Raw genomic sequence first — 23,869 nt, forward strand, 5'->3', positions numbered from 1 at the left:
TTCGAACAAAACCCGCCCCTTTTCCGAGGGGAGGGGCGGGTTGCTCTGGAAATCTTTCAGAATGAATACCTACAGTCGTTGCGGTAAGCGCCGACGGCAGCTCATCACCCCTGCGGAGCGGCGGGTGCTCGAGCTGGTCGCCAGCGGCTACACCAACCGGCAAATAGCTAGCGTCCTGGACATCTCGGTTAGCACGGTCAGCCTGCACCGCAGCAAGGTGATGCGGAAACTGGGCCTTCGCAACCCCGCCGAGCTCAGGCGATTCGCAAGAGGCCCACGCCCTCTACCCGGCTAAAGCGGTGCTGGGCCTGAGCGGGAGCGGCACCGTGGCGGGCGTGGTGGTGTACGGGGAGGGCTGGGCGCTCTTCGACCCCTTTGAGGCCCGCTACGCGTTGGGCCTGAGCGGCAGCCTGGGCGAGGGGCTGTGGACGCTCGAGGGGGGCTACGCGAGCTTTCCTTCCCTCTTGCCGCTGGGCCCCTTCCTGGCGGGGCAGTGGACCCTTCCCTTGGGGGAGGAGGCCCTTTGGAACCTGAGCACCTACCTGCTTCTGGACGGCCCAGTCCGGCCTGTGCTCAGCGCCCGCTACGCCCAAAGCCGCCCCGACGCCGAGCTGAGCCTCACCCTGAGCCTTCAGCTTGGCCCCGCCCCCGCGCTGGGCTTTAGCCTGGGGGTGCGGGCCTTCCCCTAGCATCCAACCTGCTTAAGTTCATCTGCTGGTGTTCGAGTTGGAGCGGTCCAGGGGGCCGTCGTTCCGGGCGGGGCAGCACCGACTTTCCCAGACAAGCTCAGGGGGTAGGAGGGCCCGGCTCGGGCTTCGCGCCTGGCGCCCTCAAGCCCTCCAGCCACGCCGCCGTAGCCCGGGCCATCACCGGCCTCAGGCCCACCTCCTCCAGCAAGGCCGCCGCGGCCAGCATCTCCTCCTGCCGCCGCAGGGCGTGGCGCCGGCTGCCCTCCTCCAGCCGGTCGATGAGCGCGGCGTTGGCTTCCTCCAGGGTCTGGGCGATGTTCTGGCGGGTCTCGGCCTCGAGGCCAAGCCGCCGGGCCGCCTCCAAGGCCTCACCCACCGCCGCCGCAAGCCCCTTGAAGAAGATGCTGCGCAGGAGCTTGCGGGTGGCGGCGGCCCCGGGTGTCTCCCCCACCCCCTCCACCACCGCGCCCAAAGGCCCCAGCCGTTCGGCGTAGGCCAAGGCCCCCGGCCCCGAGGCCAGCGAGGGGGTGCGGAGGCCTTTGCCCGGCACCGGGCTCATCAGGGCGATGTCGGCGAAGAGGGCCCCGGTGGGGGCGATCACCTCGTGCAGAGCCCGCTTGAGCGCCGGGGCCGCGGTGTTGAGGTCGGCGAAGACCTGGCCTGGGGCAAGCACCGGGGCCACCCGGTGGGCCACCTCGAGCGCCACCCGGGCCCAGTTCACGCTGAGCACAACCCCGGCCCCTTGGGCCGCCTCGGCCTCGCTGGCGGCGCGCCGGATGCCCGGAGGCCCCTTCTCGGGAAGGGGGTCATAGCCCACCATCTCCGCCCCGGCTCCAAGCAGATCCTGGGCGATGGCCCCTCCGGCCTCACCCAGGCCCAGCACAGCCACGCGCAGGGGCATCAGGCCTCCCCTCGAGCCAACACGGAGGCCACCCGCTCGCGCAGGCCGTAGAGGTCGATGGAAAGCTCCCCGGCCTGAAAGCGCCTGCGCAGGCCCTCCTCCCGCTCGGCGCGGGCCTGGGCTGCCTCGAGCACCTCCCTGGCCCGCTCCCGGGCCACCACCACCGCCCCATCGGCGTCCAGCACCAGGATGTCGCCGGTGCGGATGAGGGCCCCGCCCACCCGCAGGGGCACCCCAATCTGCCCCAGCGACTTGCGCTCGGCCCCCCGGGCCCGCACATACCGGGCCCAGATGGGCAGGCCCATCCCGGATAGCTCCTCGGCATCGCGCACCGCGGCGTCTATCAGCATCCCGCTGGCCCCGTGGGCCTTGGCCTGGGTGGCCAAAAGCTCCCCCACCAGCGCCACCGGGGCGGGCTCGGGCATGGCGAAGACCAGCACCTCGCCGGGCCGCACCGCGGCCATGGCCGCGTGCACCATCAGGTTGTCGTTCTGGGCGCAAAGCACCGTCAGGGCCGGCCCCGCTACGCGGCTGCTGGGCACGAGCTGGAAGAGGGGCAGGTCCACCAACCCCTCCCGCCCCGAGGCCTCGTAGACCGTGGCCACCCCCAGCCGGGCCAGGGTTTGCAGTTCGTCCGGGCTCAGGCTCATAGGCTCCTCACCACCTGGGGCAGCGCGCGTTGGAAGGCCTCGGCGCGCTCGATGTCCTTGTGGCCGGCGATGCGGCGGGCGTGGTTGGCCCGGTGGGCGGCCCGCTCGCTGTAGTACTGGCGCAGATACCCCTGGGAGGCAAAAGCCTCCATGGCTCTTTGCTTCTTCTCCCAGACCGGGGTGATGTCCAGGAAAAGCGTGGGCACAAAGCCGCACAGCTCGGGCTGGTGGGGTTCGAAGAGCAGAAACTCGGGGGGCCGCACGGTGCGGAAGGCGCTGGCCACCCCGGCCCCGCTGGCGAGCTGGCGGGCCTTCTCCACCGCCTCGTAGGTCAGCGGGTGGTCGGGGTTGAAGGGGTCCTTCTCGGCATGGGTCAGCAATAGGTCGGGGGCGGTCTCCACGATGATCTCCACCATGCGCTCCAGGGCCCGCTCGTCCACCCGCAAGGGGTAGTCGCCCAGGTCCAAGCACTCGAAGCTGGCCCCCAGGGCCTCGGCGGCCTGGGTGGCCTCGGCGTGGCGGATGGCCTTGACCCGCTCGAGGGTCTGGCCCGGCTCCTTCCAGAGCTCGCCCGACTCCCCCCGCTCCCCGTAGCTCAACGCCACCACCCGCGCCGTACCCCCCTGGGCGCACACGCTGGCGATGGCCCCCCCAGCCCGCCAGACGAAGTCGGCGGCGTGGGCGCTGAAGACCAGCATCCGCTTCACGCCCGCCCTCCTTTAGCCAGCTTCACGGTGTTGGTCACGGCCATATGGCGCACCTCCTCCTCCGCAAAACCCGCTTCCAAGAGCTTGTCGGCAAAGAGGGCCAACCCGTCCTCTACGGGAGGGTTCTTGGGCTGGCCCAGGTCGGTGGAGAGCACGTTCTGCTCGGGGCCGGTGGCCCGGATGGCCTCGAACACCCGCTCCCAGGGCACCTTGCCGCTCCAGGAAGGCACCAAGCAGCGCTCGAGGTAGGCCCCCTGCTGGGCCAGCCAGCGCTGCTCGGGGATGGAGAGGGCCTGGGTGGGGTAGTCGGGGTGGGTGACCACAACCTGGCGCACCCCCTCCTCCAGGGCGGCCTCCACCACCTTCAGGATCTCCGCGCGGCCTAGGTGCCCGGTAGCCAGCACCAGGCCGTGCCGGGCCACCACCCCCAGCACCTGGCGCAAAGCCGGCACCACCCGCCCGTTGGCGTCGAGGGCCGCGATGGGGCAAAGGGGCAGCCCGGCCTCGCGGAACTCCGCCTGTAGCCTGGCCCACAGGGGCTTTTTCTCCGGGGGCAGGGCGTCGGCCTCGCGGGCCTCGTTGGCCGCGTCCACGGTGGGCAGCCAGACGACGCGGGCCCCCTCGCGGGCGGCGATCTCCACCGCCACCGGGTTGAGCCCGCCTACCCCGTGGTTCAGGGTCAGGCTGCCCAGCACCTCCACCTCCGGCACCACCCGCCGGGCCAGGGCAGCCCGCTCGGCGGTGGGGACGTAGTGGGACTTGAGCACGAAGCCGGCCAGGCCCCGCTCGCGAAAGCGCTGGGCCAGCTCGAGGTCGTGGGTGCGGCGGGGAATCACGTCGGGTTCGATGTGCACGTGCAGGTCGTAAGCGCCCCGCACCAGTTCGACGGCACGTTCGCTGGGGGTCATAGGGTGCTCCTTCCGATGCGTTTGAGGGCCGCGATGACGCCCTCCAGATGGGCTTTCATGGCGGCTTCGGCTTCCTCGGGCCGGTGGGCGGCCACCGCGGCTATAATCCGGCGGTGCTCCTCCAGGGACTGCTGCGGGCGGCCCGGCACCAGGATGGTGTGGAACTGGTGCCGCACCCCCTGGGCCCGCAGCCCCTCGATGAGCCGGGCGGCGGTCTGGTGGCCGGAGATCTCCACCAGGCTGCGGTGCAGTTGGCTGTTGAGCTCGGACATGCCCAAGAGGTCGCCCGCGCGGTGGCGCTCCTCCATCTGGCGGTGGATGGCCCACAGGGCCTCGACCTGCGCGGGGGTGGCCTTGCAGGCCGCGTGGTGGGCGGCCAGGGCCTCCAGCGCGGCGCGGGCCTCCAAAATCTCCACCGCCTCGGCCTCGCCGATGGTGCGCACCCGCGCCCCCCGGAAGGGCTCGCTCTCCACCAAGCCCTCCTGCTCGAGGCGGGCCAAGGCGGTGCGGATGGCCGCCCGCCCCACCCCGAAGCGCTCGGAGAGCTCCTTCTCCACCAGGCGCTGCCCCGGCAGAAGCTCCCCGGCCAGAATGGCCCGGCGCACCAGCAGGTAGGCGCTTTGGGTCTCGGTGGCCCGCTCCGTCAGGGCCATCTCAGGCCTCCTGGGTCTCTACCGGGGGGGTGCCGTAGGTGTGGAAGGTGGGCACCGTCTGCAGCCCCCAGGCCTGGCCCTTCTTGCGCTCCTCCTCGTTCCAGACGATGGGCCGCCAGTCTGGGGCCAGCAGGAGCCGGGCCCCCGGGCAGGCCACCTCGAAGCGGTTGCCCCCGGGCTCGTAGACGTAGAGGAAGAAGGTCTGCTGGATGGCGTGCTTGTGCGGCCCGGTCTCGATTCTGACCCCGTGCTCCAAGCAAATGTCCGCCGCCCGCAGGACCTCCTCGCGGCTGTCCACCGCGTAGGTGCAGTGGTGGAAGCGGCCTTTGGCCCCCAGGTGGTCTTTGGTGATGGCCACGTCGTAGGTCTTGTTGTTGCTGGTGAGCCAGACCCCCTGCTCGTCCCCCCCGCTGAAGACGATCTGCTCGGTGACCTTCATCCCCAGGTAGCCCTCCATGAAGACCCGCATGGCCCGCACGTCCGAGGCCAGCAGGTTGAGGTGGTCGAGCCGGCGCAGGTTGGCCCCCTGGCCGGGAAAGCGGGAGGCCTGGTTCTTGAGGGCGGGCCGGGTGGCCTCGGTGGGGGTGTACCAGGTGGTCTCGTAGTAGAGCTCCATTAGGTGCCCGTCCGGGGTGGTGAAGCGGTAGGCCGGGCCGTGGCCGCGCTCATCCTCCACCCAACCCTGGCCCAGCCCGCTCTGCTCCAGAACCCGAACCCGCCGTTGGAGGGCCTCGGGGCTGCGCACCCGGAAGGCGAAGTGCCCCAAGCCCGGCTTGGGGGCGGCGCTGAGCTTGAGGGTGTGGTGCTCGTAGTCGTCCCAGCCGCGCAGGTAGACCGAGCTGGGGGTGGACTCGCTCACGATGAGGCCCATGACCTCGGTGAAGAAGCGAAGGCTTTCCTCTAGCTTAGGCGTCAGGAGCTCCAGATGGGCCAGGTGGGCCAGGTCGCAGTAGGGCCAGGCCCCTGGGGCAACTTCCTCGGACATACCAACCTCCTTGTCCCGCATGTTAGCCATTGGTCAACCACATTGTCAACAATCCGTGCGGCAAACGCCCAGGAAAGGGCCCCTGGGCTAGGCCGAGACCCCCTCCCCCACCCACCCGGGGTAGCGTCCGCTGGTGTAGAGGCCCACGTAGTTCTCGGCCAGGAAGCGCTGGAGGTGGGGGCTTTCGGCCAGGTGGCGGAGCTGGGCGGTGCGCAGCCCGTCGTCGAAGGGGTCGGTGGGGGTGTGGAGCAGGGTGGTCATGAAGTAGGAGAAGAGCTCGGCCTGCCAGACGTGGCGCAGCGCGTCCTGGGTGTAGCGCAACAGATGGCCCTCCTCGCCCCGGCGGTAGTAGGCCAGTAGCGCCCGGTACAAAAGCACCGCATCAGAGAGGGCCAGGTTCATGCCCTTGGCCCCGGTGGGCGGCACCACGTGGGCCGCGTCGCCCATCAGGAAGAAGCGGCCGTGCTGCATGGGCTCCAGCACCAAGGAGCGCAGGGGGGTGAGGCTTTTTTCCAACAGGGGCCCCGGGCGCACCTCGGCCACCCCCCCAAGCCGCTCGTTCAGCTCGGCCCAGATGCGCTCCTCGGGCCAGTCCTCGAGCCGCTCCTCCACCCCCACTTGCAGGTAGTTCCTCGAGCGGGTGGGCGAGCGCATGCTGAAGAGGGCAAAGCCGCGGGGGTGGCTGGCGTAGATGAGCTCCTCGGCGGCGGGCGGGGCCTCGGCCAGGATGCCCAGCCAGGCGAAGGGGTAGTTCTTCTGGTGCAGCCGGGCCTCCGGTATCTGGGCCCGCAGCCGGCTGTGCGAGCCGTCGGCCCCCACCACGAAATCGCAGCGCATCCGCTCGGTCGCGCCCTCGGGGGTACGGTAGACCACCCAAAGACCCCCCGCGTCCTCCTCCAGGCCCAGCACCTCGTGCTCAAAGCGAATCGCCCCGCCCTGGGCCAGGTGGAGCCTTATCATGTCCTGCACCACGAACTGCTGGCTGTAGACCCAGATGCTCTTGCCGGTGAGGCTGGGAAAGTCCAGCCGGTGCAGGGCCCTGTCGAAAGCCAGGTAGACCCCCCGGTGCTCTAAGCCCTGCTCGAGCATCCGCTGTCCCAGCCCGGCCCGGCGCAGAATCTCCTGGCTGCCCCACTCCAGCACCCCCGCGCGGATGCGGTGGGGGCTTGTCTCCAGGTACTCGCGGCTTTTGGCCTCGAAGACCACCACCTCAAGGCCCTCGCGGTGCAGCAGGTAGGCCAGCAACAACCCCGCCGGCCCCGCCCCCACCACGCCCACCCTAGCCATGCTCGCCTCCAAAGAGGATCAGATCGGAAAGCGGCCGGGCCTCCACCCCTTCTTCGTCGGGGCCAAAGGGGGTAGAGAGCAGCCGCGAGAAGGTCTCCACCGGCTGCCAGGTCAGGGCCTCGAGCTCTAAGGGGTCGAGCTCCACGCTGTAGCCCATGCGCGGGGCGCTGATGCGCAGCCGCTCGCCGTTGCGGGTCTGGACTTTCTCGATGGTCACGGTGGTGAACTCGTTGGTCAGGGTGAACACAAAACCCCCCTAGAAGAAGAACGCGAGGTTGTGGGTGGGCAAGGTGGCGCTGTCCAGAACCACCGTGCGGCGGGCCAGCCGCCAGCCCCCCTCCTCCTGCCGCCAGACGTCGCGGCGCTCGGCGGAGAGCAAGGTGTAGTCGGGCCGATCCCAGCGGCTCCTGAAGATGAGCAGGTTGGAGCGCACCTCGCTCTCCTCGCCCTTGGGGGTGGGCCTGGGTTCGCCGATGCGCACGTTGGTCACGAAGTGGCGCAGGCGGGAAGGGGGATCTTCGGCCCAGGCGAAGCCGGTCTCGAGCCGGGCCACGCGCATCTCCAGCGAGGTGTAGTCCTCGTCCAGGTGGTACATCCCCTCCATCACCCCGCTCACCCCTCCCTCCGGGCCCCGCTCCTTGGTCACGCGCACCGGCACCTGGTAGCGCACGTCCTGGGCCAGCAGGGCCAGCCACTCCCGGTAGCGCCCCTCGTCGAGCAGCTCGGCTTCCTGATAGAGGCAGTTGAGTAGGGCCTGGGTACGTTCCACGGTTCACCCCTAAGAAAGCAGCATCTCCAAATAGCGGCGGTGGAAGTTGCGCATGTTGGCGTCGGTGAAGTTGAGGCCGTAGGCCACCCCCGGCCCCGGCCAGTTGGGGTCGGGCTCGAGCTTGAGCCCCATGCGGTAGTTGAGGCGCAGGTGGCGGCCCTGGGGGGTGGCGGCGTTGTGGGCCACGTGGCTCCAGATCTCGGTGTCGTCCTGCTCGAAGGTGCCCGAGGAACCGAAGAAACGCAGGTAGGAGTGCCGGGTCTTCTCCTTGAACCACTCCGGGGCGTCTTTTTCCACCAGGGCCCAGGAGAAAATCTCGATGCGGCCCGGGCCCAAGGGGTGCCAGACCCGGAAGGTAAGCATGGGCACGGCGCCTTGGTACTTGTGGTCGGGCTTGCGGATGGGGTTGTGGAAGGAGAAGTTGGGAAAGAGCGTGACCAGGAGGATGCGGGTCTCGCGGGCGGTCTCGAACTGCTCGGGGGTGGGGTAGGAGGTGCGGGCGCGCTCGAGCATCTCCTCCGGGTAGCCCCAGAAGGGGGGCAGCTTGGCCCCGGGCGGGGCCCCCACCACCATGCTGCCGTGGCCCTTGCCGGGGATGTGGATCTGCTCGCCGTACATGGCGTACTTGGCGTCCTTGGGGGCGATGCCCAGCTCGATGAGCGAGCGGTGGGTCATGAGGGTGTGGTAGCTGTCGCTCAGAAAGGTCTCCAGGGCCAGCTTCCAGTCGGTGTGAACTACCCAGCGCTGGGGCGGGCCCAGCACCTCGAGGCCCTGTGGGCTGCGCTTGGTGACGAGCTCTAAGTACCAGCGGATGTCCCCCAGCCACTCCGCCAAGGAAGGGGCCTCGGGGTCGAGGTTGCCGAAGATCATCCCGTCGAAGGCCTCGAGCCGGGGTATGGGCACCAGCCCCCACTCCTCCTTGTTGAAGTCCTGCCCAAAGGCCTCGCGCTCCGCCGGCACCCCTATGAGCCTCCCGTCGTTGCGGTAGGTCCAGCCGTGGAAGGGGCAGCGGAAGTGGCTGGCGTTGCCCAGCTCGGCCCGGCAGACCCGCATCCCCCGGTGGCGGCACATGTCCAAAAGGGCCCGCACCACCCCGTCCTCGCCCCGCACCAGGATGTAGGGGTTGTCCAGCACGTAGCGCAGCACGTAGTCGCCGGGCTTGGGAATCTCCGACTCGTGGGCCAGGTAGACCCAAGCGCGGCTGAAAATCTTCTCCTTTTCCAGCTCAAAAAGCTCGGGGTCGTTGAAGATCCAGGCCGGCACCAGGCCGTCCTCCACCCCCTCCTGCAGCTCCTCCAGCATCCGGGAGAGCCGCGGAGAGACCCCTGTTTTGACCTTGGCCATATCCCACCTCACACACCCAAATAGCGGTGCAGCACCACGCCGCTGGCCTCCTGCGGGCGGCCTTCCCAGACGATCTCGCCGTGCTCCAGGATGTAGACCCGGTCGGCCACCGCCAGCGCCATCTGCACGTTCTGCTCGGCCAACAAGACCGTCTCGCCCTCGGCCTTCAGGGCGCGGATTACCTCCGCCACCTGCCGCACCATGAGGGGCGAGAGCCCCTCGGTGGGCTCGTCCATCAAGACCAGCTTGGGGTTGCGCAAAAGGGCCCGGGCGATGGCCACCATCTGCTGCTCACCCCCGGATAGGGCCCTGGAAGGGCTTTTGCGCCGCTCGGCCAGCCGGGGAAAGACCTCCAGCACCCGCTCCAGCGTCCAGCGCCCCTGCTGAGCCCAGGCCGCCATGCGCAGCTCCTCCTCCACCAATAGCCCCTCGAACATCCGCCGCCCCTGGGGCACCAGGGCCAGCCCCAGCTCCGCCCGGCGGTGGGTGGGCAGGCGGCCCAGGGCCTGGCCCTGGAAGTAGACCTCACCCGCTTGCAGGGGCAGAAGGCCCATCAGGGTCGAGAGCAGGGTGGTCTTGCCCATGCCGTTGCGGCCCAAGAGGGCCACCACCTCCCCCTGGCCCACCCGCAGGCCCACCCCTTCCAGCACCCGCATGGGCCCGTACCCCGCCGCAAGCCCCTCGCAGCGCAGCACCTCGAGGCCCGGGGCGCTCTGGACGGCCCTGTCCGCCCCCCAGCCCTGGCCCACGTAGATCTCCTGCACCTTGGGGTCTTGCCGGATGGCCTCGGGCTCCCCTTCGGCCACCACCTCGCCGTAGTGCAGCACCGTGACCCGCTGGGCAAAGCGCAGGGCGTAATCCAGGTCGTGCTCTACCAAGAGCACGGTCATGCGGGGCTCGAGCCCCAAGATGAGCTCGCCGATGCGCTCCCGCTCGGCCCCGGAAAGCCCCGCCAGGGGCTCGTCCAAAAGCAGCACCTGGGGGTTCTGCACCAAAGCCATGGCGATCTCGAGCTGCCGCTTCTCCCCGTGCGAGAGCCGGCCCACCTCCACCCCAGCCCGCTCGCTCAGACCCACCTGCTCCAGCGCCGCCTCCACCTCCGATTCCAGCCGCAGCGGGGCGGCAAAGTGGCCGCTCCGGCCCCCGGCAGCCTGGTGCGCTAGGGCCACGTTTTCCCAGACCAATAGCTCCGGGAAGGCGTTGGAGCGCTGGAAGGTGCGGCCCAGCCCCAGCCGCGCCACCCGCTCCTGGGGTACCCCCGTTACTTCCCGTCCCCGCAGGTAGACCCGCCCCCGGGTGGGGCGCAGCTCCCCCGCCACCACCTTGAAGAGGGTGCTCTTGCCCGCACCGTTGGGCCCGATCACCGCCCGGCGCTCACCCGGCGCCACCTCCAGGCTGACCCCGGCCAGGGCCAGCAGCCCCCCAAAGGCCCGCTCTACCCCTTCGACCCTAAGCGCCTCCACGTTCACCCCCCAGCCGCCGCTCCAAAAGGGGCCAAAGCCCCTCGCGGGCGAAGAGCACCGTGCCGATGAGCAATAAGCCCACGAACACCCCCCACAAATCGGTGAAGGAGCTAACCCAGGACTGCACGAAGGTGTAGAGCAAGGCCCCAAAGGCCGCCCCCCACAGGCCCCGGCTGCCCCCCAGCAGCACCATCACCATCAGGGTGGCCGAGGTCAGCCAGAAGAGGTCGTGGGGGCTGATGAAGCTGCGGTGCAGCGCCAGCCCGCCCCCGGCCAGCCCGGTGAGGGCCCCGGTGAGCACGAACAGCGAGAGCTTGTAGTAAAAGGTCGGCACCCCCAGCGAGCGGATCTTCTCCTCGTTCTGGCGGATGGCCTCGAGGGTCTTGCCGTAAGGGGTCTGCAAGAGCCACCCCAGGCCCAGCAGAACCGCCAGCAAAACCGCCATGGCCCCCAGGTGCAGGAGGCCCGGGTGGAGGGAGAGCCCCGAGAGGCTCAGCCCGTCATCGCCGCCGGTAAGCGCATTCCACTTGTACGCCGCCGAGTAGACCATCTGCCCAAAGGCCAGCGTCAACATCAGCACGAAGATCCCGTGGGTGCGGAAGACCAGAAGCCCGGTGAGCAGGGCAAACAACCCCGCCACCAGCACCGCCAGCGCCAGGGCCAGAAGAAGCGGCAGGCCGGCCTTGAGCGCCAGACCCACCGCGTAGGCCCCCAGGCCCAGAAAGGCCGCCTGGCCCAGCGAGGGCACCCCCCCGTGCCCCAGGAGCAGGCCCAGGGCCACCGCCGCCACCGCGAGCAGGGCCGCCTCGGTGGCCAGGTAGAGGGGGTATCCGCCCAGAAACAGGGGCACGAACCAAAGGGCTACCAGCCCGATGCGCAAAGCAAGGCGCTGGGAAGCCGACCGCACCCGGCGAACCTCGCTCAGGCCGGCCATCATGCCACCCTCCTACCCAAAAGCCCCTCGGGCTTCAGGGCCAGCACCAGGGCCATCAGGGCGAAGATTAAAAACATCGCCACCTGGGGCAGGAAAAGCCGCCCAAAACCGTCCACCAGCCCCACCAGGATGGCCCCCCAGAAGGCCCCCTCGATGCGGCCCAGCCCCCCGATGACCACCACGATCAGGGCGAAGAGGGTCATCTGGGCGTCGAGGCCCGGGGCCAGGGCGATCATGGGGGCCCCCACCACCCCTCCCAGCCCGGCCAAGGCGGTGCCGATGCCGAAGGTGAGCAGGCTCACCTGGGCGGGCCGGATGCCCAGGGCGCTGGCCATGCCGGGGTCGGCGGTCACCGCCCGCACCTGCACCCCAAAGGGCGTGCGGGCCAGCAGAAGCCGCACCAGCAGGAAGAGGGCCACCCCCACCCCCAGCACGAAGAGGGGGTACTTGGGGTAGATGAAGGAGCCCAGGAACAAGGGCCCAGCCAGGGCCTCCGGCGGGGGCACCGAGCGGATGGCCGCCCCGAAGGTAGCCCGCAATAAGTCGGCGATCACGAAGCCCAGCCCAATGGTGAGCAGCACCTGCTCGAGCTCCCGCCCGTGCAGGCCCCGCAGCAAGAAGCGCTCCACCGCCACCCCCAGAAGGCCCACCAAGAGGGGCACCAGGAGGAGGGCCAGCCAGAAGTTGAGGCTATTCCCCAGGGCCAGCCCTAAATAGGCCCCCAGCATGTAGAAGGCCCCGTGGGCCAGGTTAACCACCCGGGCCACCCCGAAGATGAGGGAAAGCCCCAGCGCCAGGAGGAAGAGGAGCATGGCGAAGGCCAGGCTGTTGAGGAGTTGGGTCAGCAAGAGCAGGGTCATGGCTACTTGCCGGGGTCGCGGATGATCCCCAGGTCGGCCAGCAGGCGGTTGGTCAGTACCCCGTCGATGCGGGCCACCTCCCGCGCGTAGACGTGCTGGGTGGCGTTGTTGGTCTCGGGGTCCATCTCCAAAAAGCCGCGCGGGCTGATGATCTTAGCGCTCTGCAGGGCCCGCAGGAAGCGCGGACGGTTGCTCACGTCGCCCTGCACGCCGTTGATGGCGTCTACGATGAATTGCATGGCGTCGTAGCCGCGCACGGCAAAGTGGTTGGGCACCGCGTTGTACTTCTGGCGGTAGGCCCTTATGAACTCCCGGTTGGCGCTGTTGTTCAGGGTGTAGACCCAGTGGTCGGCGCTCTTGGCGCCCAAGGCCGCATCCCCGATGGCCTCGAGCACGTTCTCGTCGGTCACCTCGCCGCTCACCGCGAGCTGAACGGTGCGGTTGAGGCCAAACTGCACGAACTGGCGCAGGAAGATCACCGCGTCGCTGCCTGAGAGCACCGCGTGCACCGCCTCGGGCCGGGCCGCCGCGATGCGCGAGATCACCGCGCTGTAGTCGGTGCTGCCCAAAGGCGTGTAGAGCTCCGCCACCACCTCCCCCCCGGCCTGGAGGAAGCCCTCCTTGAAGGCCGCGGTAGCCTCCTTACCAAAGGCATAGTCCAGCGCCAGCAAAAAGACCTTCTTCCCCACGTTGCGCGCCACCCAGGGGCCCATGGGGTAGTGCTGCTGCCAGGCGCTGATCGAGGTGCGGAAGATGTAGGGGCTGCGCCGCTCACGGGTGATGCCGTTGGCCGCCGCGTTGGCGATGATGAGGGGCATCTGCCGCTCGTGCACGTAGTCACGGATGCCGTAGGCCGAAGAAGAGAGGATAATCCCGGTGAGCAGGTTGACCCGGTCCTGCTCCACCAGCTTGCGCACCTTGCGCACCGCCACCGCGGGGTCGGCCTCCTCGTCTTCCTTTAGCAGCTGAATGCGCCGCCCCCCGGCCTGGTAGCCTACTTTATCCAAGTAGAGTTCCATCCCGCGGGTGATCTCCTGTCCCAACCGGGCATAAGGCCCCGAGTAGGAGAGCACCACCCCGATCCGCAGAGGCTCTTGCTGGGCCAGAGCAAAAGAAAAGCGGCTCATAGAGGCCATGCCCAAGAGTCCCAACCCCGTGCGTATCACCTGCCTGCGGTGCATCTTGCCCATCACCAACCTCCTGGCTGTGGTTTGTGGTCAAAAGTCTACTAAATAGTCGGCTAGATTGTCAACAATATTTCTGGCGAGGGATAGCTTGGGGTAAGTCTTCACAAAGTCTACATACTGCATTCGCCAAACGGTCATCCCGAAGCGCTAAGTTTGCTGTCAGGCCTGAGGGCCCTGACCATGAGCCTCACAGCGATCCTCCGACGCCCCCGACCCCAACCCTACGCCGCCCGCTACGAAGGCGTGCTGGGAACGCGGCTCGAGCTCCAAATCCTGGCCCAGCACCCAAGCGCCGCCCGCCACGCCGAGGCGCAGATCCTGCTGGAGATTGACCGGCTCGAGGGCCTTTACAGCCGCTTCCTGCCGGATAGCGAGCTGAACCGCTGGCAAAGCGCTGGCTCTGCCCGCATCTCCCCCGACCTCGCCTGGCTGCTGCGGGAGGCCAAAGTCTGGCAGGAGCGCACCCGTGGAGCCTTCCACCCCGCCGTTGAGGCTATACAGGCCCTCTATCGGCACACCCCCGACCCCACCGCGGAAGAGCTCGAGGCCCTGCGCGCTAGCCTTAGGGCCCCGTTGTGGGAACTTGAGGGCGAACGGGCCCGCAAACTCACCCCGCTTCCGCTCAACTTCAACGCCCTGGCCAAGGGCCGCATCGCCGACCTGGCCTGTGAAAAAGCCCTGCGAGTCGCCGGGGTGCAGGAGGTTTGGGTCAACCTGGGCGGTGACCTGCGTCACTGTGGGACGAGCAGCCTTCGGGTGGCCATCACCCATCCCCTCTCCCCCGCCGACAACGCCCCACCTTTGGCCCGGCTCGAGATCCGCAACCAGGGGGTTGCCACCAGCGGACACACCTGGCGGGGACGGCACCTCTTCGATCCCCGCACTGCCCGGCCCGTAGCCCGCATTGCCCAGGCCACCGCCTTGGCCCCCGACGCCGCCACCGCCGACGTGCTGGCTACAGCCTTTTGCGTGCTCGAGCCGGAAGAAAGCCTGGCTTTGGCCGAGGAGCTCCGGGTGGGATGCTTGCTGGTGGACAGCCAAGGCAAGATTTTCAGCAACCCCTGCTTCGACAAGCAATGCACCCAACGACTTCAGGAGGTCACACTATGAAACACCGCATCAGCCGCAGAAGTTTTATCTACCGCGCCACCGGCCTGGCCCTCAGCCTCTGGGCGGGGCGCAGCCTGGCCCAAGCCCCCAAGCTTCCTGCCGGGATGAAGCTGAATATCGCTTTTGAGATCGTGGCCCCCGGTGGCTTCCGCTACCGCCCGCCTTACGTGGCGGTATGGATCGAAAACGCCCAGGGCCTGCCCCTGCGCACCCTGGCGGTCTGGTTTGAGCAGTCTGGCAAGGGCCTGCGCTGGCTCAACGAACTCAAACGCTGGTACCGCAACAACGAGCCCACCGAGGCCGTCTCGGGTCCCACCCGACTGCCGGGACGCTACACCCTGAGCTGGGACGGCAAGGACGAGAAGGGTAACCTCGTCGCCCAGGGCGATTACTACGTCTGCGTCGAGATGGCCCGCGAGCACGGCCCCTACGAGCTCTTCCGCGAGAAGGTCACGCTGGCTCAAACCCCCTTCAAACGCAGCTACAGCGTGGCCAGCGAACTCAAGGAGGTGACCCTGAGCTATGACAAGCAGGGCTGAGCGCATTCCCCAAAAAACACACAAGCCCTTGCGCTCGAGGCTCTATGCCTTGGCCCGCTGGCTGCACCTGTACGCTTCCATGCTGAGCCTGCTGGTGGTGCTCTTCTTCGCCGCCACCGGCATCACCCTCAATCACCCCGAGTGGACGTTTGGCACAACCACCACCACCCACACCTACACCGGCACCCTACCGCAAAGCTGGCAGCAGAACGGGCAGATTAACTGGTTGGAGACTGCCGAGACGCTGCGCGCGGCTCACGGCCTCAAGGGCCGGGTGAGCGACACCCGCGCCGACGGGCAGGAGGCCTCGCTCAGCTTTCGTGCTCCAGGCTACGCCGCCGATGCCTTCATCAACCAGGCCGATGGGAGCTACACCCTCAAGGTGGTGGCTCAGGGACCGCTGGCAGCGCTCAACGATTTACACCGGGGCCGCGACGCTGGAGCCGCCTGGGCCTGGGTGATTGACCTCTCCGGGGGGTTCTTGTTGCTCTTGGCCCTCACCGGCTTCACCCTCTCGCTCTTCTTCCGCAAAACCCGCACCGCCGCGCTGGTGACGGCGCTGGTGGGGGCTTTGGTGCTGCTTGGGATGATGTGGCAAACCCGCTAGGAGCCGGGCATCTTAAATAAAAGCGCCACACGATCACCAGTACCTAGTTGAACTCCGCCTCGAGGGCTGCCCAGTAGCAACGCTCTCCCGCAGCCTGCACCAGCAAGGGCTGCGGCGCTCCCATTGCCTCGGGGTCGAAGTAGTCCTCTTGAAGTCGGCATCTTGGGGCGCCGGGGTGAGCCGTGGCCCAACGAGGTGCATCCATCACTTGCCGGAGGAATTCTATCCCGTAGATTCACACTTTGGAGGTGAAGGGTATGCAAAAACTCCTATTCTCGCTTCTTATCCCCCTGGCGCTATCGGCCAAAGCCCTTCCACCGGATGTGCCCCCGGATCACTGGGCCGCAGCAGCAGTGGACACGGTACTCAAGACCCGCTGGATGCAAGGCTTCCCCGACGGAAGTTTTCAGGGCGACAGTCGGCTCAACCGCTACCAGCTCGCGACCACCCTGGGCCGGGTGCTCGACAGCCTGGGTGCGCGGGAGGAAGGCCCTGCGGCATTCAAGGACGTCAAGGCCGACCACTGGGCCGCACCATACCTAGGGCGAGTGGTGACGGCCGGGCTCGTCCAGGGCTTCCCCGGGGGCGAGTTCCGGGGCACGGAGGAGCTCAGCCGCTACCAACTGGCCCAGGTCCTTGCACGGCTCCTCCCGCGCCTGGGGGTGGAGGTCAAGCCCCGCCTCCCCGTCGACGTATCTCCTAGCCACTGGGCGGCAACGGCCGTGGCGCAGGTGGTCGGGCTGGGCTGGATGCGGCTGGACTTCGAGGATCGCTTCCAGGGGGGAGCGGCGGTCACACGCTACCAACTGGCCTACGCCCTGGCCGGCCTCAACCGGTCGCTGCCCCTCACCGCGCCAGCCCCCGCCGACGCATCGGTGCAGCAGCCCTTTACACTGCGCCCGCTCGAGCAACCCACCCCATGGCTCTACCTCGGCGGCGGCCCCCTCGAGGCCGAAGCCCTGAGCGCAGACAACCAGTACCTGCTGCTGAAGGGCGATCGCCTGGAGCCGACGTCTGCCGTGCCCCTGGCCAAGCGGCTCTCCGCCATTCACAAGGGCTGGGGCCTCACGCCCGACCTCAATGAGGTGTTGCGCCTGGGCAAAGACGGCCCGCGGGCTTACGGGGTGATCGGCCAGCCAGGCGGGGTACTGCCGAAGGTGTTCGGACACGGCAACGGGAGTTCGGGCGGTGTGGTGGCGCTGGATCCGAGCAGCAACTACCTGGCCGTGATGAACTCCACTCCCCTCTGCCTCCCAAACTGCGCGAGCGCACGGACCTCGAGGGCGCTGCGCCTGGTGTTGCTGCTGACCAACCCCGTTGGCCTGTATGCCGAGTACGCCTATGTGCTGGACGCTCCAGGCAACCGCCTCGTCGGCCTGGCCTGGCCGAAACCCGGGACGCTACTGGCGAGTGAGCAGGGTGGGGGGAAGACCCGGATCTACCGCCTCGAGTTCGGCGGGGCTACCGACCTGGCCTTCAGCCCCTTCGACGAGCCGCAGGGAGCGCTCGAGGCCGTCCCCGGTACGGGCGTGCGCCCGGTAGCCAAAGAGCGGATGCTCGAGTTGGAGGGGGAGTACCAGGGCCTGGCCTATCTGGGGGAGCGCTTCTACCTCCTGCGTGAGGGCCGGGTCTTCGAGGTCGTGCCGGGACAAGCTCCTGGTCATTGATCACCGAAGCCTGTAGAAGCCCCTAAGCGAAGCGTTCCCGCCGGAGGCGGGCTTCAAGCGCCAGGGCAGTTGGGGCAGCTTCCGTAGAGCACGATCTCGTGCCTTTCAGCGCGGAAACCCGGCGGGGCCAGCCAAGATAGGTCGCCGGGGCAGCCCATCAGCTCGAAGACCCTGCCACAGGAGGTGCAGTGAAAGTGGTGGTGGTGACCCTTGCCCGCCATCTCGTAGCGGGCGACCTCGCCGGGCAGCTCCACCGCCACCACGCTGCCCTCCTCTACCAGGGCGTTGATGGTGCGGTAGACGGTGGCAATGCCCAGGCCTGGAACCTGCTGGCGGGCGTGCTCGAGGATCTCTCCTGGGGAGAGGGGTCGGTTGGCTTTCCGCAGGGCCTCGCGAATGGCCTGCCGCTGCCGTGTGGAGCGCTCCATGCTCCCAGGATAGCAGAGTCTGCCCTTGACAAGAGTGATAAATCATTATCAATATGAGGCGTTGCTCTTTGCTAGGAGGTAGCCATGCGCACGGTGCAATTCACGCTCATGCTCGCAGCAATAGGCTTTGGTATCGCCTCGGCCCAGGTCAAGGTGGCAGCTACGACGGGCTTCATCGCCGATATGGTCAAAAACGTCGGCGGCAGCCGGGTCCACACCATCCAGGTGGTGCCGGGCAACAGTGATCCCCATAGCTTCGAGCCCAAACCCTCGGTTGTTCGGGAAATCGCCCGCGCCGGGGTGCTCTTCGCCAACGGGCTGGGACTCGAGCCCTTCCTCGAGAAACTGCAAGCCCAACTCCCTGGGGGGGCCAGGGTGGTCGAACTGGCCGAGGGAATGTCTAATCTGATCAAGGCCAGGGAGCACGCAGGCGATGAGCAAGAGGCCGAAGCGCACGCCCACGGCGCCTACGACCCTCACCTCTGGCTCGACCCGACCTACGGGGTGCGCTACGTGGAGAAGATCCGCGACGCGCTGAGCCAGCTCGACCCGGCGGGCAAAGCCACCTATGCTGCCAATGCCAGCCGTTACGTCGCCGAGATCAAGAAGGCCGACGCCGAGGTGCTGGCCTGCCTCGAGCCCATTCCCCCCTCCAGGCGCAAGCTGGTTTCCCAGCACGAAGCCCTGGGCTACTTTCTGCGCCGCTACCGGATCACCAGCGTGGGGTCCATCGCCGACTTCGCCGGCCAGGAGCGTGGCCCCCAGCGCTTCGCCAAGCTGGCCCAGGAGATGAAGAAGCAAGGCGTGAAGGTGGTCTTCGCCGAACCCCAGTTCCCCCAGGCCGAAGCCAGGGCGCTGGCCGAAGCCACCGGAGCTAGGGTCAAGCTGATCTACTCCGACGCCTTCGACGCCAGCGTCAACACCTACCTGAAGCTCATCCGCGCCAACGGAAAAGCGGTGTGCGAAGCCTTCCGCTGAGCTGAAAGCGTAGGCTCGGCGGTAGGCTGGTCCAAGCGTTGGCCGGGGCTATGAGCCCCTACATTACGGAGGAACCGTGGAGCGAGTAGACGTGCTGGTAGTGGGTGCAGGCGCTGCCGGGGTGGGCGTGAGCATTGCCTTAAAAATGGTGGGCCTGCAGGTAGGGCTGGTAGACCGCTACGGCGTGGGAGCTTCCTTCCGCCGCTGGCCCAGGGAAACCCGTTTCATCACCCCTTCCTTTACCTCCAACGCCTTCAACCTCCCCGATCTCAACGCCCTCACGCCCGATACCTCCCCGGCCTACAGCCTGGGCAAGGAGCGCCTCTCGGGCATGGATTACGCCCGCTACCTGGCCGCGCTGGTCAGGCATTACGGGTTGCCGGTGGCTTCCAAGACGAATGTCCAAGAGATCGAAGCCTTGGACGAGGGTTTCCGGGTGCAGACCAGCCAGGGCCTCATCGAGGCTCGCTTCGTGGTGTGGGCCGTGGGAGAGTTCCAGTTCCCCAGGGCTACGCTCAAGGGGGCCAAGCACGGCCTGCACTATGGCCGGGTGCGCTCCTGGGCCGAGCTCGAGGGCGAGGAGCGCTTGGTCATCGGGGGTTACGAGTCGGGGATCGACGCGGCCTACAACCTGGCGATGGCGGGCAAGAAGGTGGTGATCGTCGATCCTGCCGCACCTTGGGAGTCCAACACCGGGGAGCCCAGTGTGGACCTGTCGCCCTACACCCGCGAGCGCCTCGAGGCCGCCCTCCAAACCGGGCGCCTCAAGCTGTCGCGGCTGAAGGTGGAGGGGCTCAGGGCAATCGATGACCACTACGAGGTCACGCACCGCGATGGGCGTTTCAGGGTAGCCCACCCGCCCATCCTGGCGACGGGCTTCGGCAACGGCATGGAAAAGGTGAAAGACCTCTTCGCCTTCGACGGCGACAAGCCTCTGCTCACCGAGCAAGACGAGTCTACCCTCACGCCAGGGCTCTTCTTGGCTGGGCCCAAGGTCAGCCACCTGAACACGGCTTTCTGCTTCATCTACAAGTTCCGGGCCCGCTTCCCCGTGGTGGCCCAAGCCCTCGCCCGGCGCATGGGGCTGGACGAGGGAGCGCTCGAGCTCTACCGCAAACGGGGCATGTGGGCCGATGACCTGGCGGCTTGCTGCACCAGCCGCTGCGCATGCTGAGGCCGGCCGGGGGCCATTACTGCTTTTCATCGAGCCTTCAAATGGCGGTATAAGCTAACGGAGTGATCCGTTTCCTGGCCCTGCTCCTGCTCTTTACCCTGCCGGTCCTGGCCCAATCCAGCCCCGCCCCCGCCCCACAACCGGGCGAGGTGGGCGAGTCGAGCTACCTCGAGGGCCGCATCGAGGCGCTGGCCGGGGGCAAGGCCGTGGTGCGCTTGCGCGATGGGAGCGTGGTGAGCGCCGAGCTGCCCGTAGAGGAGATCGGCCCCGGGGCGAGCACTCCCAGGCTACCCAACTGGGTGCGGGTGGGAGCACAGGTGGTGCTCTACCGCACCACCGTGACCAACTCCCAGGGCCAGCAGCAGACCTTCATCACCGTCACCGAACCCTTGCGGATTCCCTACCTACTGATCTTGCTGGGCATTTTCTGTGTCTCGGCGCTGGTCTTCGGCAGGGGGCGGGGCTTGCGGGGGCTGCTGGGCACTGCCATCAGCCTGCTGGCCTTGGTCTTCTACGTGGTGCCGCAGATCAACGCGGGTGTAAACCCTCTGCTGGTGACCTTTGTGGGGGCCTTCGGCATCCTGATCTTCTCGATTTACCTGGTCCACGGGGTCAATCGCAAGACCACGGCTGCCCTGATCGGTACGTCCCTGGCAACGCTGCTGGCGCTGGCGCTGGCCGCGCTGTTCACGCGGCTGCTGGGCTTCACCGGCCTGGTTTCCGAGGAAGCGTTCTACGCCTATCGCAGCATCCAAGGCCTCGACCTGGTCTCGCTCTACCTCGCGAGCGTGGTCATCGGGGCACTGGGAGCCATGAACGACGTGACCGTGACCCAGGCGGCGGTGGTGCAGGCCCTGCTCCAGGCCAACCCCCGCTACGGGGTGAGGGAGCTCTACCGCCGGGCCATGTCGGTAGGCTTCGATCACATCGGCTCGTTGGTGAACACGCTGGTGCTGGCCTACAGCGCCGGGCTGCTGCCTGCCATGCTGCTGATCCAGCAGAACGCAACCCCGGTGCGCTACCTGCTCAACCTCGAGGTCTTCGCCGCCGAGATCGTGAGCATGCTGGTAGGTTCCAGCGGCCTGATCCTGGCCGTTCCCCTCACCACCCTGATCGCCGCCTACCTGCTGCGCGGCCTGGGGGCCTACGCCCACATCGAGCGTCGCTGGCCTGACCCTGCCGGGCGCAGGCTGGGCGAACGGGATACCTCATGGGCCTTGCCGAAGGAAGACCCAGAGGATGGGTAAGGGAGCTCTCACCCGACTGCGCTCAGCGAGACTGCTGTATAATCAGCCCTATTCGGAAGGGTATATGACCTGCCCTCCATAGAGGGAGCTATCAACTTCCCGTTGGGTCTTGCCAGGCACGGTTTCAAGCCCCTTCTGCCTTTGCTCGGGGGTCGCCAAGTACCTGACACACCCTGCTTAGCCAGCGCAGCGAGCTTGTGCCAAGGTCAGGGGGCAAATAGGAGGTAAGCATGAAACGAAGCAACGTGACGGTTAGCGCTGCGGTGCTGTTGGTTGGGATCGCCTCGGGCATGTTGCTGGCGCAGCAGCAAGCGCCCCAGCCCTTCTTTGTGGGCAACCCCCTCGGTCTGCCGATCATCCCGGCTGCCGATGGAAGCTTCGCGCCGATGTCCTCGAACGTGAAGGTGTACGGCGCCATCTACTCTGCCGAGAGCTGCTCCTACGACGCTACCCGCGGCCTCATCGTCGTGCCCAACCGCGGTGTGCCGCAGACCGTGCAAACCAACAACGCCTGGGTGTCGTTCATCAACCACGACGGATCCGTCCACACGGCGCGGTGGATCGGCATTCAAACCCCTGAGCAGCGGGCCAACCTGACCCCACCGCTCATCCTGAACGAGCCTTTTGGCAGCGACATCGCGGGGGGAATGCTCTATCTGGCCGACCGTGACGGCGGAACAAACCCCAATGACCCCTCCGTAGCGGTCATTCGCCGCTTCGACATGAGGACCGGTAGGCCCTCGGGCGAGATCAAGGTGACCGGTTCTCCCTGGTTCAACGACATCGCGGTCGCTGCCGACGGCACCATCTATGCCACCAACACCGGCGTCGGCGGCCAAAACCCGGATCCGACGACCTGGCAGGTGTGGAAGATAACCCCCGACGGCAACGCCTCGATTTTGATCCAGGGCGCTCCGCTGCGCCAGCCCAACGGCATCGCCCTCGACCCGCAGGGAAACATCGTCGTGGTCAACATCGGCGACAATGCAGTGCTGACCTTTTCTCCGACTGGCCAGTTGCTCAAGACCGAGAACGCCGCACAGCCGGGCAGCGACGGCCTGGTGATCATGCCGGACGGTACCAAGTACGTCAGCAGCGTCACGCAAGGCGGCGTTTCCCGCATCCGTCCCGGCAGCCCCGCCGAACTCATCGCCCAGAACATCCCCAACCCCGCATCCATGTGCTACGACTCCGGGGCAAACCAACTGGTGATCCCCATGAACCTCAACAACGGACTGGCCTTCATACGGCTGAATTAGGCGGGGGTTGCCTGGAGTTCAGCTTTTGGCGCTAAACTGTCCGGGTGCATGTTTTTCGCCTGAAGGGAGACTTCGACACCCTCGACGCTTACGCACCGCTGCTCTTCGACTTTGGGGCCAGGGGCCTCGAGGAGAAAACCGGCGAGGTTTGGGCCTACTTCCCCGAGCGCCTCGAGCTGCCTTTGCCGGGGGAGTGGCTCGAGCTGCCCGACACCGACTGGCTCGAGGCCTGGCGCCGCGACCTGAAGCCCGTGAAGGCGGGGCCCTTCGTGGTGCTGGCCCCTTGGCACGAGTGGATGGGAAAGGAGCAGCGCATCGTGCTCGAGCCCGGCATGGCCTTCGGCACCGGCCACCACGAGACCACCCGCCTGGCCCTGGAGGCGCTGGCCGAGCGCGTGCAGCCGGGGATGCGGGTGCTGGATTTGGGCACCGGATCAGGCATCCTGGCCATCGCGGCGGCCAAACTCGGCGCCGAAGCCGAGGGGGTAGACATCGACGCCGCGGTGATCCCCCACGCCCTGGAGAACGCCCGCATCAACGGTGTGAACCCCCGCCTGGCCGAGGGCACGCTCGAGAGCCTCAGCGGGCCTTATGCCCTCGTGGTCGCCAACCTCTATGCCGAACTGCACGGCTGGCTGGCCCCCGGCTACGCCAGGGTGCTGGAGCCCGGCGGCAGACTCATCCTCACCGGCATCCTGGCCGAGCGTGAGCCCATGGTGCGAAAGGCCCTCGAGGCCGAGGGCTTCGCGCTCGAGCAGCGCCGCCAGGAGGGAGAGTGGGTGCTGCTGGCTTACACGAGATGAGCCCTATTGGGCCTGTAGCCATGCGCCCCCACCGCGCCCTGGTCCCCCACCTAAGCCCCGAGATCGAACTGCGGGGGCGTGAGGCCCGTCACCTGCTCGAGGTCCTGCGGGCCAGGCCGGGCGACCTGGTCACGGTGTTCGACGGGAAGGGCCTGGAAGGCCGCGCCGTGGTTGAAGCGGTGGAGGCGGGCATCTTGCGGCTGCGGCTCGAGCAAAGCTGGGAAGTCAGCCGCGAGGTTGGGGTTCCGGTCGAGCTTTACGTGGCTTTGCTCAAGGGGGACGCCCTGGCCGACGTGGTGCGGGCAGCCACCGAGCTGGGCGTGACCCGCATCGTCCCCACAATCACCACGCACTCGGTCGCCAAGGAGATGGGAGGGAACAAGCTCGAGCGCTTACGCCGGGTGGCGGTGGAAGCAGCCAAGCAGTCGGGGCGCACGGTGGTTCCGGTAGTGGCCGAGCCCATCCCCCTCAAGCAGATCCCCCAGGTTGAGCAGGGCTTCGTGGCCCACGTAGGATCCGAGCTGCGGGTGAGGGAGGTGCTCGAACCCGGCAAGCCCATCAGCCTCGCCACCGGACCAGAAGGAGGGTTCAGCCCCCAGGAGGTGGACTTTCTCGTCGGGCGGGGCTTCCAACCTGTTACCCTGGGCCGCCGCATCCTGCGGGCCGAGACCGCGCCGCTGGCCCTGCTGGCGCTGGTGACGGCGGGAGAGGGGCTTTGAG

28 protein-coding genes are annotated in these 23,869 nt (G+C 67.7%); 12 read left to right on the plus strand and 16 right to left on the minus strand.

Features of this window, described 5'->3' with window-relative positions; all coding sequences use genetic code 11:
• The first annotated feature begins 61 nt into the window (after nucleotides 1-61).
• Entirely contained in the window at nucleotides 62-295 is a 234-nt protein-coding gene (locus B047_RS17585) for a response regulator transcription factor (protein WP_084784963.1), read from the plus strand.
• Between the two features lie 4 nt (nucleotides 296-299).
• Nucleotides 300-689, plus strand: coding sequence for a hypothetical protein (locus B047_RS16480; RefSeq protein WP_018466288.1), 390 nt, complete (start codon nucleotides 300-302; stop codon nucleotides 687-689).
• 97 nt (nucleotides 690-786) lie between these two features.
• Here the strand turns inward: B047_RS16480 and B047_RS0107230 are convergent, their stop codons facing one another.
• The 14 genes from B047_RS0107230 to B047_RS0107295 form a co-directional block, all read right to left on the minus strand.
• Nucleotides 787-1,590, minus strand: a complete 804-nt coding sequence (locus B047_RS0107230) for an NAD(P)-dependent oxidoreductase (protein ID WP_018466289.1) — start codon at nucleotides 1,588-1,590, stop codon at nucleotides 787-789.
• Entirely contained in the window at nucleotides 1,590-2,240 is a 651-nt protein-coding gene (locus tag B047_RS0107235) for a 4-carboxy-4-hydroxy-2-oxoadipate aldolase/oxaloacetate decarboxylase (protein ID WP_018466290.1), read from the minus strand. Before B047_RS0107235 ends, B047_RS0107230 begins: the two co-directional genes overlap by 1 nt.
• Nucleotides 2,237-2,947: a PIG-L deacetylase family protein gene (locus B047_RS0107240; RefSeq protein ID WP_018466291.1), complete on the minus strand. Its 711-nt coding sequence runs from the start codon at nucleotides 2,945-2,947 to the stop codon at nucleotides 2,237-2,239. Before B047_RS0107240 ends, B047_RS0107235 begins: the two co-directional genes overlap by 4 nt.
• The gene (locus B047_RS0107245) at nucleotides 2,944-3,855 is read right to left on the minus strand and encodes a DUF6282 family protein (protein WP_018466292.1); all 912 of its coding nucleotides are present in this window, start codon (nucleotides 3,853-3,855) and stop codon (nucleotides 2,944-2,946) included. The genes B047_RS0107240 and B047_RS0107245 overlap by 4 nt, the downstream gene beginning before the upstream one ends.
• Nucleotides 3,852-4,508, minus strand: a complete 657-nt coding sequence (locus tag B047_RS0107250) for a GntR family transcriptional regulator (RefSeq protein ID WP_018466293.1) — start codon at nucleotides 4,506-4,508, stop codon at nucleotides 3,852-3,854. Before B047_RS0107250 ends, B047_RS0107245 begins: the two co-directional genes overlap by 4 nt.
• A gap of 1 nt (nucleotide 4,509) precedes the next feature.
• Nucleotides 4,510-5,493 (minus strand): catechol 2,3-dioxygenase, encoded by a 984-nt coding sequence (locus tag B047_RS0107255; protein WP_018466294.1) that lies wholly within the window; start codon nucleotides 5,491-5,493, stop codon nucleotides 4,510-4,512.
• Nucleotides 5,494-5,580: 87 nt separating this feature from the next.
• A complete protein-coding gene (locus tag B047_RS0107260; protein WP_018466295.1) occupies nucleotides 5,581-6,780 on the minus strand; it encodes a 4-hydroxybenzoate 3-monooxygenase in 1,200 nt (399 codons plus the stop codon).
• The gene (locus B047_RS0107265) at nucleotides 6,773-7,027 is read right to left on the minus strand and encodes a hypothetical protein (RefSeq protein ID WP_018466296.1); all 255 of its coding nucleotides are present in this window, start codon (nucleotides 7,025-7,027) and stop codon (nucleotides 6,773-6,775) included. The genes B047_RS0107260 and B047_RS0107265 overlap by 8 nt, the downstream gene beginning before the upstream one ends.
• A 9-nt stretch (nucleotides 7,028-7,036) precedes the next feature.
• Entirely contained in the window at nucleotides 7,037-7,549 is a 513-nt protein-coding gene (locus B047_RS0107270) for an aromatic-ring-hydroxylating dioxygenase subunit beta (RefSeq protein WP_018466297.1), read from the minus strand.
• Between the two features lie 9 nt (nucleotides 7,550-7,558).
• On the minus strand, nucleotides 7,559-8,893 hold the full coding sequence (locus tag B047_RS0107275) for an aromatic ring-hydroxylating oxygenase subunit alpha (protein WP_026234685.1): 1,335 nt from the start codon (nucleotides 8,891-8,893) through the stop codon (nucleotides 7,559-7,561).
• A gap of 8 nt (nucleotides 8,894-8,901) precedes the next feature.
• On the minus strand, nucleotides 8,902-10,362 hold the full coding sequence (locus B047_RS0107280; protein ID WP_018466299.1) for an ATP-binding cassette domain-containing protein: 1,461 nt from the start codon (nucleotides 10,360-10,362) through the stop codon (nucleotides 8,902-8,904).
• On the minus strand, nucleotides 10,343-11,293 hold the full coding sequence (locus B047_RS0107285) for a branched-chain amino acid ABC transporter permease (protein WP_018466300.1): 951 nt from the start codon (nucleotides 11,291-11,293) through the stop codon (nucleotides 10,343-10,345). Before B047_RS0107285 ends, B047_RS0107280 begins: the two co-directional genes overlap by 20 nt.
• The gene (locus tag B047_RS0107290) at nucleotides 11,290-12,150 is read right to left on the minus strand and encodes a branched-chain amino acid ABC transporter permease (RefSeq protein ID WP_018466301.1); all 861 of its coding nucleotides are present in this window, start codon (nucleotides 12,148-12,150) and stop codon (nucleotides 11,290-11,292) included. The genes B047_RS0107285 and B047_RS0107290 overlap by 4 nt, the downstream gene beginning before the upstream one ends.
• A 2-nt stretch (nucleotides 12,151-12,152) precedes the next feature.
• A complete protein-coding gene (locus B047_RS0107295; RefSeq protein WP_018466302.1) occupies nucleotides 12,153-13,340 on the minus strand; it encodes an ABC transporter substrate-binding protein in 1,188 nt (395 codons plus the stop codon).
• Between the two features lie 177 nt (nucleotides 13,341-13,517).
• Between B047_RS0107295 and B047_RS0107300 the strand changes: the two genes are divergently transcribed.
• Genes B047_RS0107300 through B047_RS0107310 form a run of 3 tightly spaced genes read left to right on the plus strand, consistent with a single transcriptional unit; the run spans nucleotide 13,518 to nucleotide 15,593 of the window.
• The gene (locus tag B047_RS0107300; RefSeq protein WP_018466303.1) at nucleotides 13,518-14,447 is read left to right on the plus strand and encodes an FAD:protein FMN transferase; all 930 of its coding nucleotides are present in this window, start codon (nucleotides 13,518-13,520) and stop codon (nucleotides 14,445-14,447) included.
• Nucleotides 14,444-14,986: a DUF2271 domain-containing protein gene (locus B047_RS0107305; RefSeq protein ID WP_018466304.1), complete on the plus strand. Its 543-nt coding sequence runs from the start codon at nucleotides 14,444-14,446 to the stop codon at nucleotides 14,984-14,986. Before B047_RS0107300 ends, B047_RS0107305 begins: the two co-directional genes overlap by 4 nt.
• A complete protein-coding gene (locus tag B047_RS0107310; RefSeq protein WP_026234686.1) occupies nucleotides 14,970-15,593 on the plus strand; it encodes a PepSY-associated TM helix domain-containing protein in 624 nt (207 codons plus the stop codon). Before B047_RS0107305 ends, B047_RS0107310 begins: the two co-directional genes overlap by 17 nt.
• 43 nt (nucleotides 15,594-15,636) lie before the next feature.
• Here B047_RS0107310 and B047_RS17895 read toward each other — a convergent pair whose 3' ends face one another.
• Nucleotides 15,637-15,798 (minus strand): hypothetical protein, encoded by a 162-nt coding sequence (locus tag B047_RS17895; protein ID WP_018466306.1) that lies wholly within the window; start codon nucleotides 15,796-15,798, stop codon nucleotides 15,637-15,639.
• A 52-nt stretch (nucleotides 15,799-15,850) separates the two neighbouring features.
• On the opposite strand from B047_RS17895, the gene B047_RS16485 reads away from it, so the two are divergent.
• Nucleotides 15,851-17,260 carry an S-layer homology domain-containing protein gene (locus B047_RS16485; protein ID WP_040779570.1) on the plus strand — a complete coding sequence of 470 codons (1,410 nt, stop codon included), beginning with the start codon at nucleotides 15,851-15,853 and terminating at the stop codon, nucleotides 17,258-17,260.
• 53 nt (nucleotides 17,261-17,313) lie between these two features.
• On the opposite strand, the gene B047_RS0107320 is transcribed toward B047_RS16485, so the two are convergent.
• Entirely contained in the window at nucleotides 17,314-17,688 is a 375-nt protein-coding gene (locus B047_RS0107320) for a Fur family transcriptional regulator (RefSeq protein ID WP_018466308.1), read from the minus strand.
• Between the two features lie 84 nt (nucleotides 17,689-17,772).
• Between B047_RS0107320 and B047_RS0107325 the strand changes: the two genes are divergently transcribed.
• The 6 genes from B047_RS0107325 to B047_RS0107350 all read left to right on the plus strand — a co-directional run bounded on the left by B047_RS0107325 (nucleotide 17,773) and on the right by B047_RS0107350 (nucleotide 23,868).
• Nucleotides 17,773-18,666, plus strand: coding sequence for a metal ABC transporter substrate-binding protein (locus B047_RS0107325; protein ID WP_018466309.1), 894 nt, complete (start codon nucleotides 17,773-17,775; stop codon nucleotides 18,664-18,666).
• Nucleotides 18,667-18,742: 76 nt separating this feature from the next.
• Nucleotides 18,743-19,840, plus strand: a complete 1,098-nt coding sequence (locus tag B047_RS0107330) for an NAD(P)/FAD-dependent oxidoreductase (RefSeq protein WP_026234688.1) — start codon at nucleotides 18,743-18,745, stop codon at nucleotides 19,838-19,840.
• A gap of 65 nt (nucleotides 19,841-19,905) precedes the next feature.
• Nucleotides 19,906-21,087, plus strand: a complete 1,182-nt coding sequence (locus tag B047_RS0107335) for a YibE/F family protein (protein ID WP_084784973.1) — start codon at nucleotides 19,906-19,908, stop codon at nucleotides 21,085-21,087.
• 230 nt (nucleotides 21,088-21,317) lie between these two features.
• Nucleotides 21,318-22,346: an SMP-30/gluconolactonase/LRE family protein gene (locus tag B047_RS0107340; protein WP_018466312.1), complete on the plus strand. Its 1,029-nt coding sequence runs from the start codon at nucleotides 21,318-21,320 to the stop codon at nucleotides 22,344-22,346.
• 44 nt (nucleotides 22,347-22,390) lie between these two features.
• Nucleotides 22,391-23,149: a 50S ribosomal protein L11 methyltransferase gene (locus B047_RS0107345; RefSeq protein WP_018466313.1), complete on the plus strand. Its 759-nt coding sequence runs from the start codon at nucleotides 22,391-22,393 to the stop codon at nucleotides 23,147-23,149.
• Nucleotides 23,150-23,169: 20 nt separating this feature from the next.
• Entirely contained in the window at nucleotides 23,170-23,868 is a 699-nt protein-coding gene (locus B047_RS0107350) for a 16S rRNA (uracil(1498)-N(3))-methyltransferase (RefSeq protein ID WP_018466314.1), read from the plus strand.
• The last annotated feature ends 1 nt before the right edge of the window (nucleotide 23,869 follow it).

The organism is Calidithermus timidus DSM 17022, from assembly GCF_000373205.1.
In the GTDB taxonomy this organism is placed as follows: domain Bacteria; phylum Deinococcota; class Deinococci; order Deinococcales; family Thermaceae; genus Calidithermus; species Calidithermus timidus.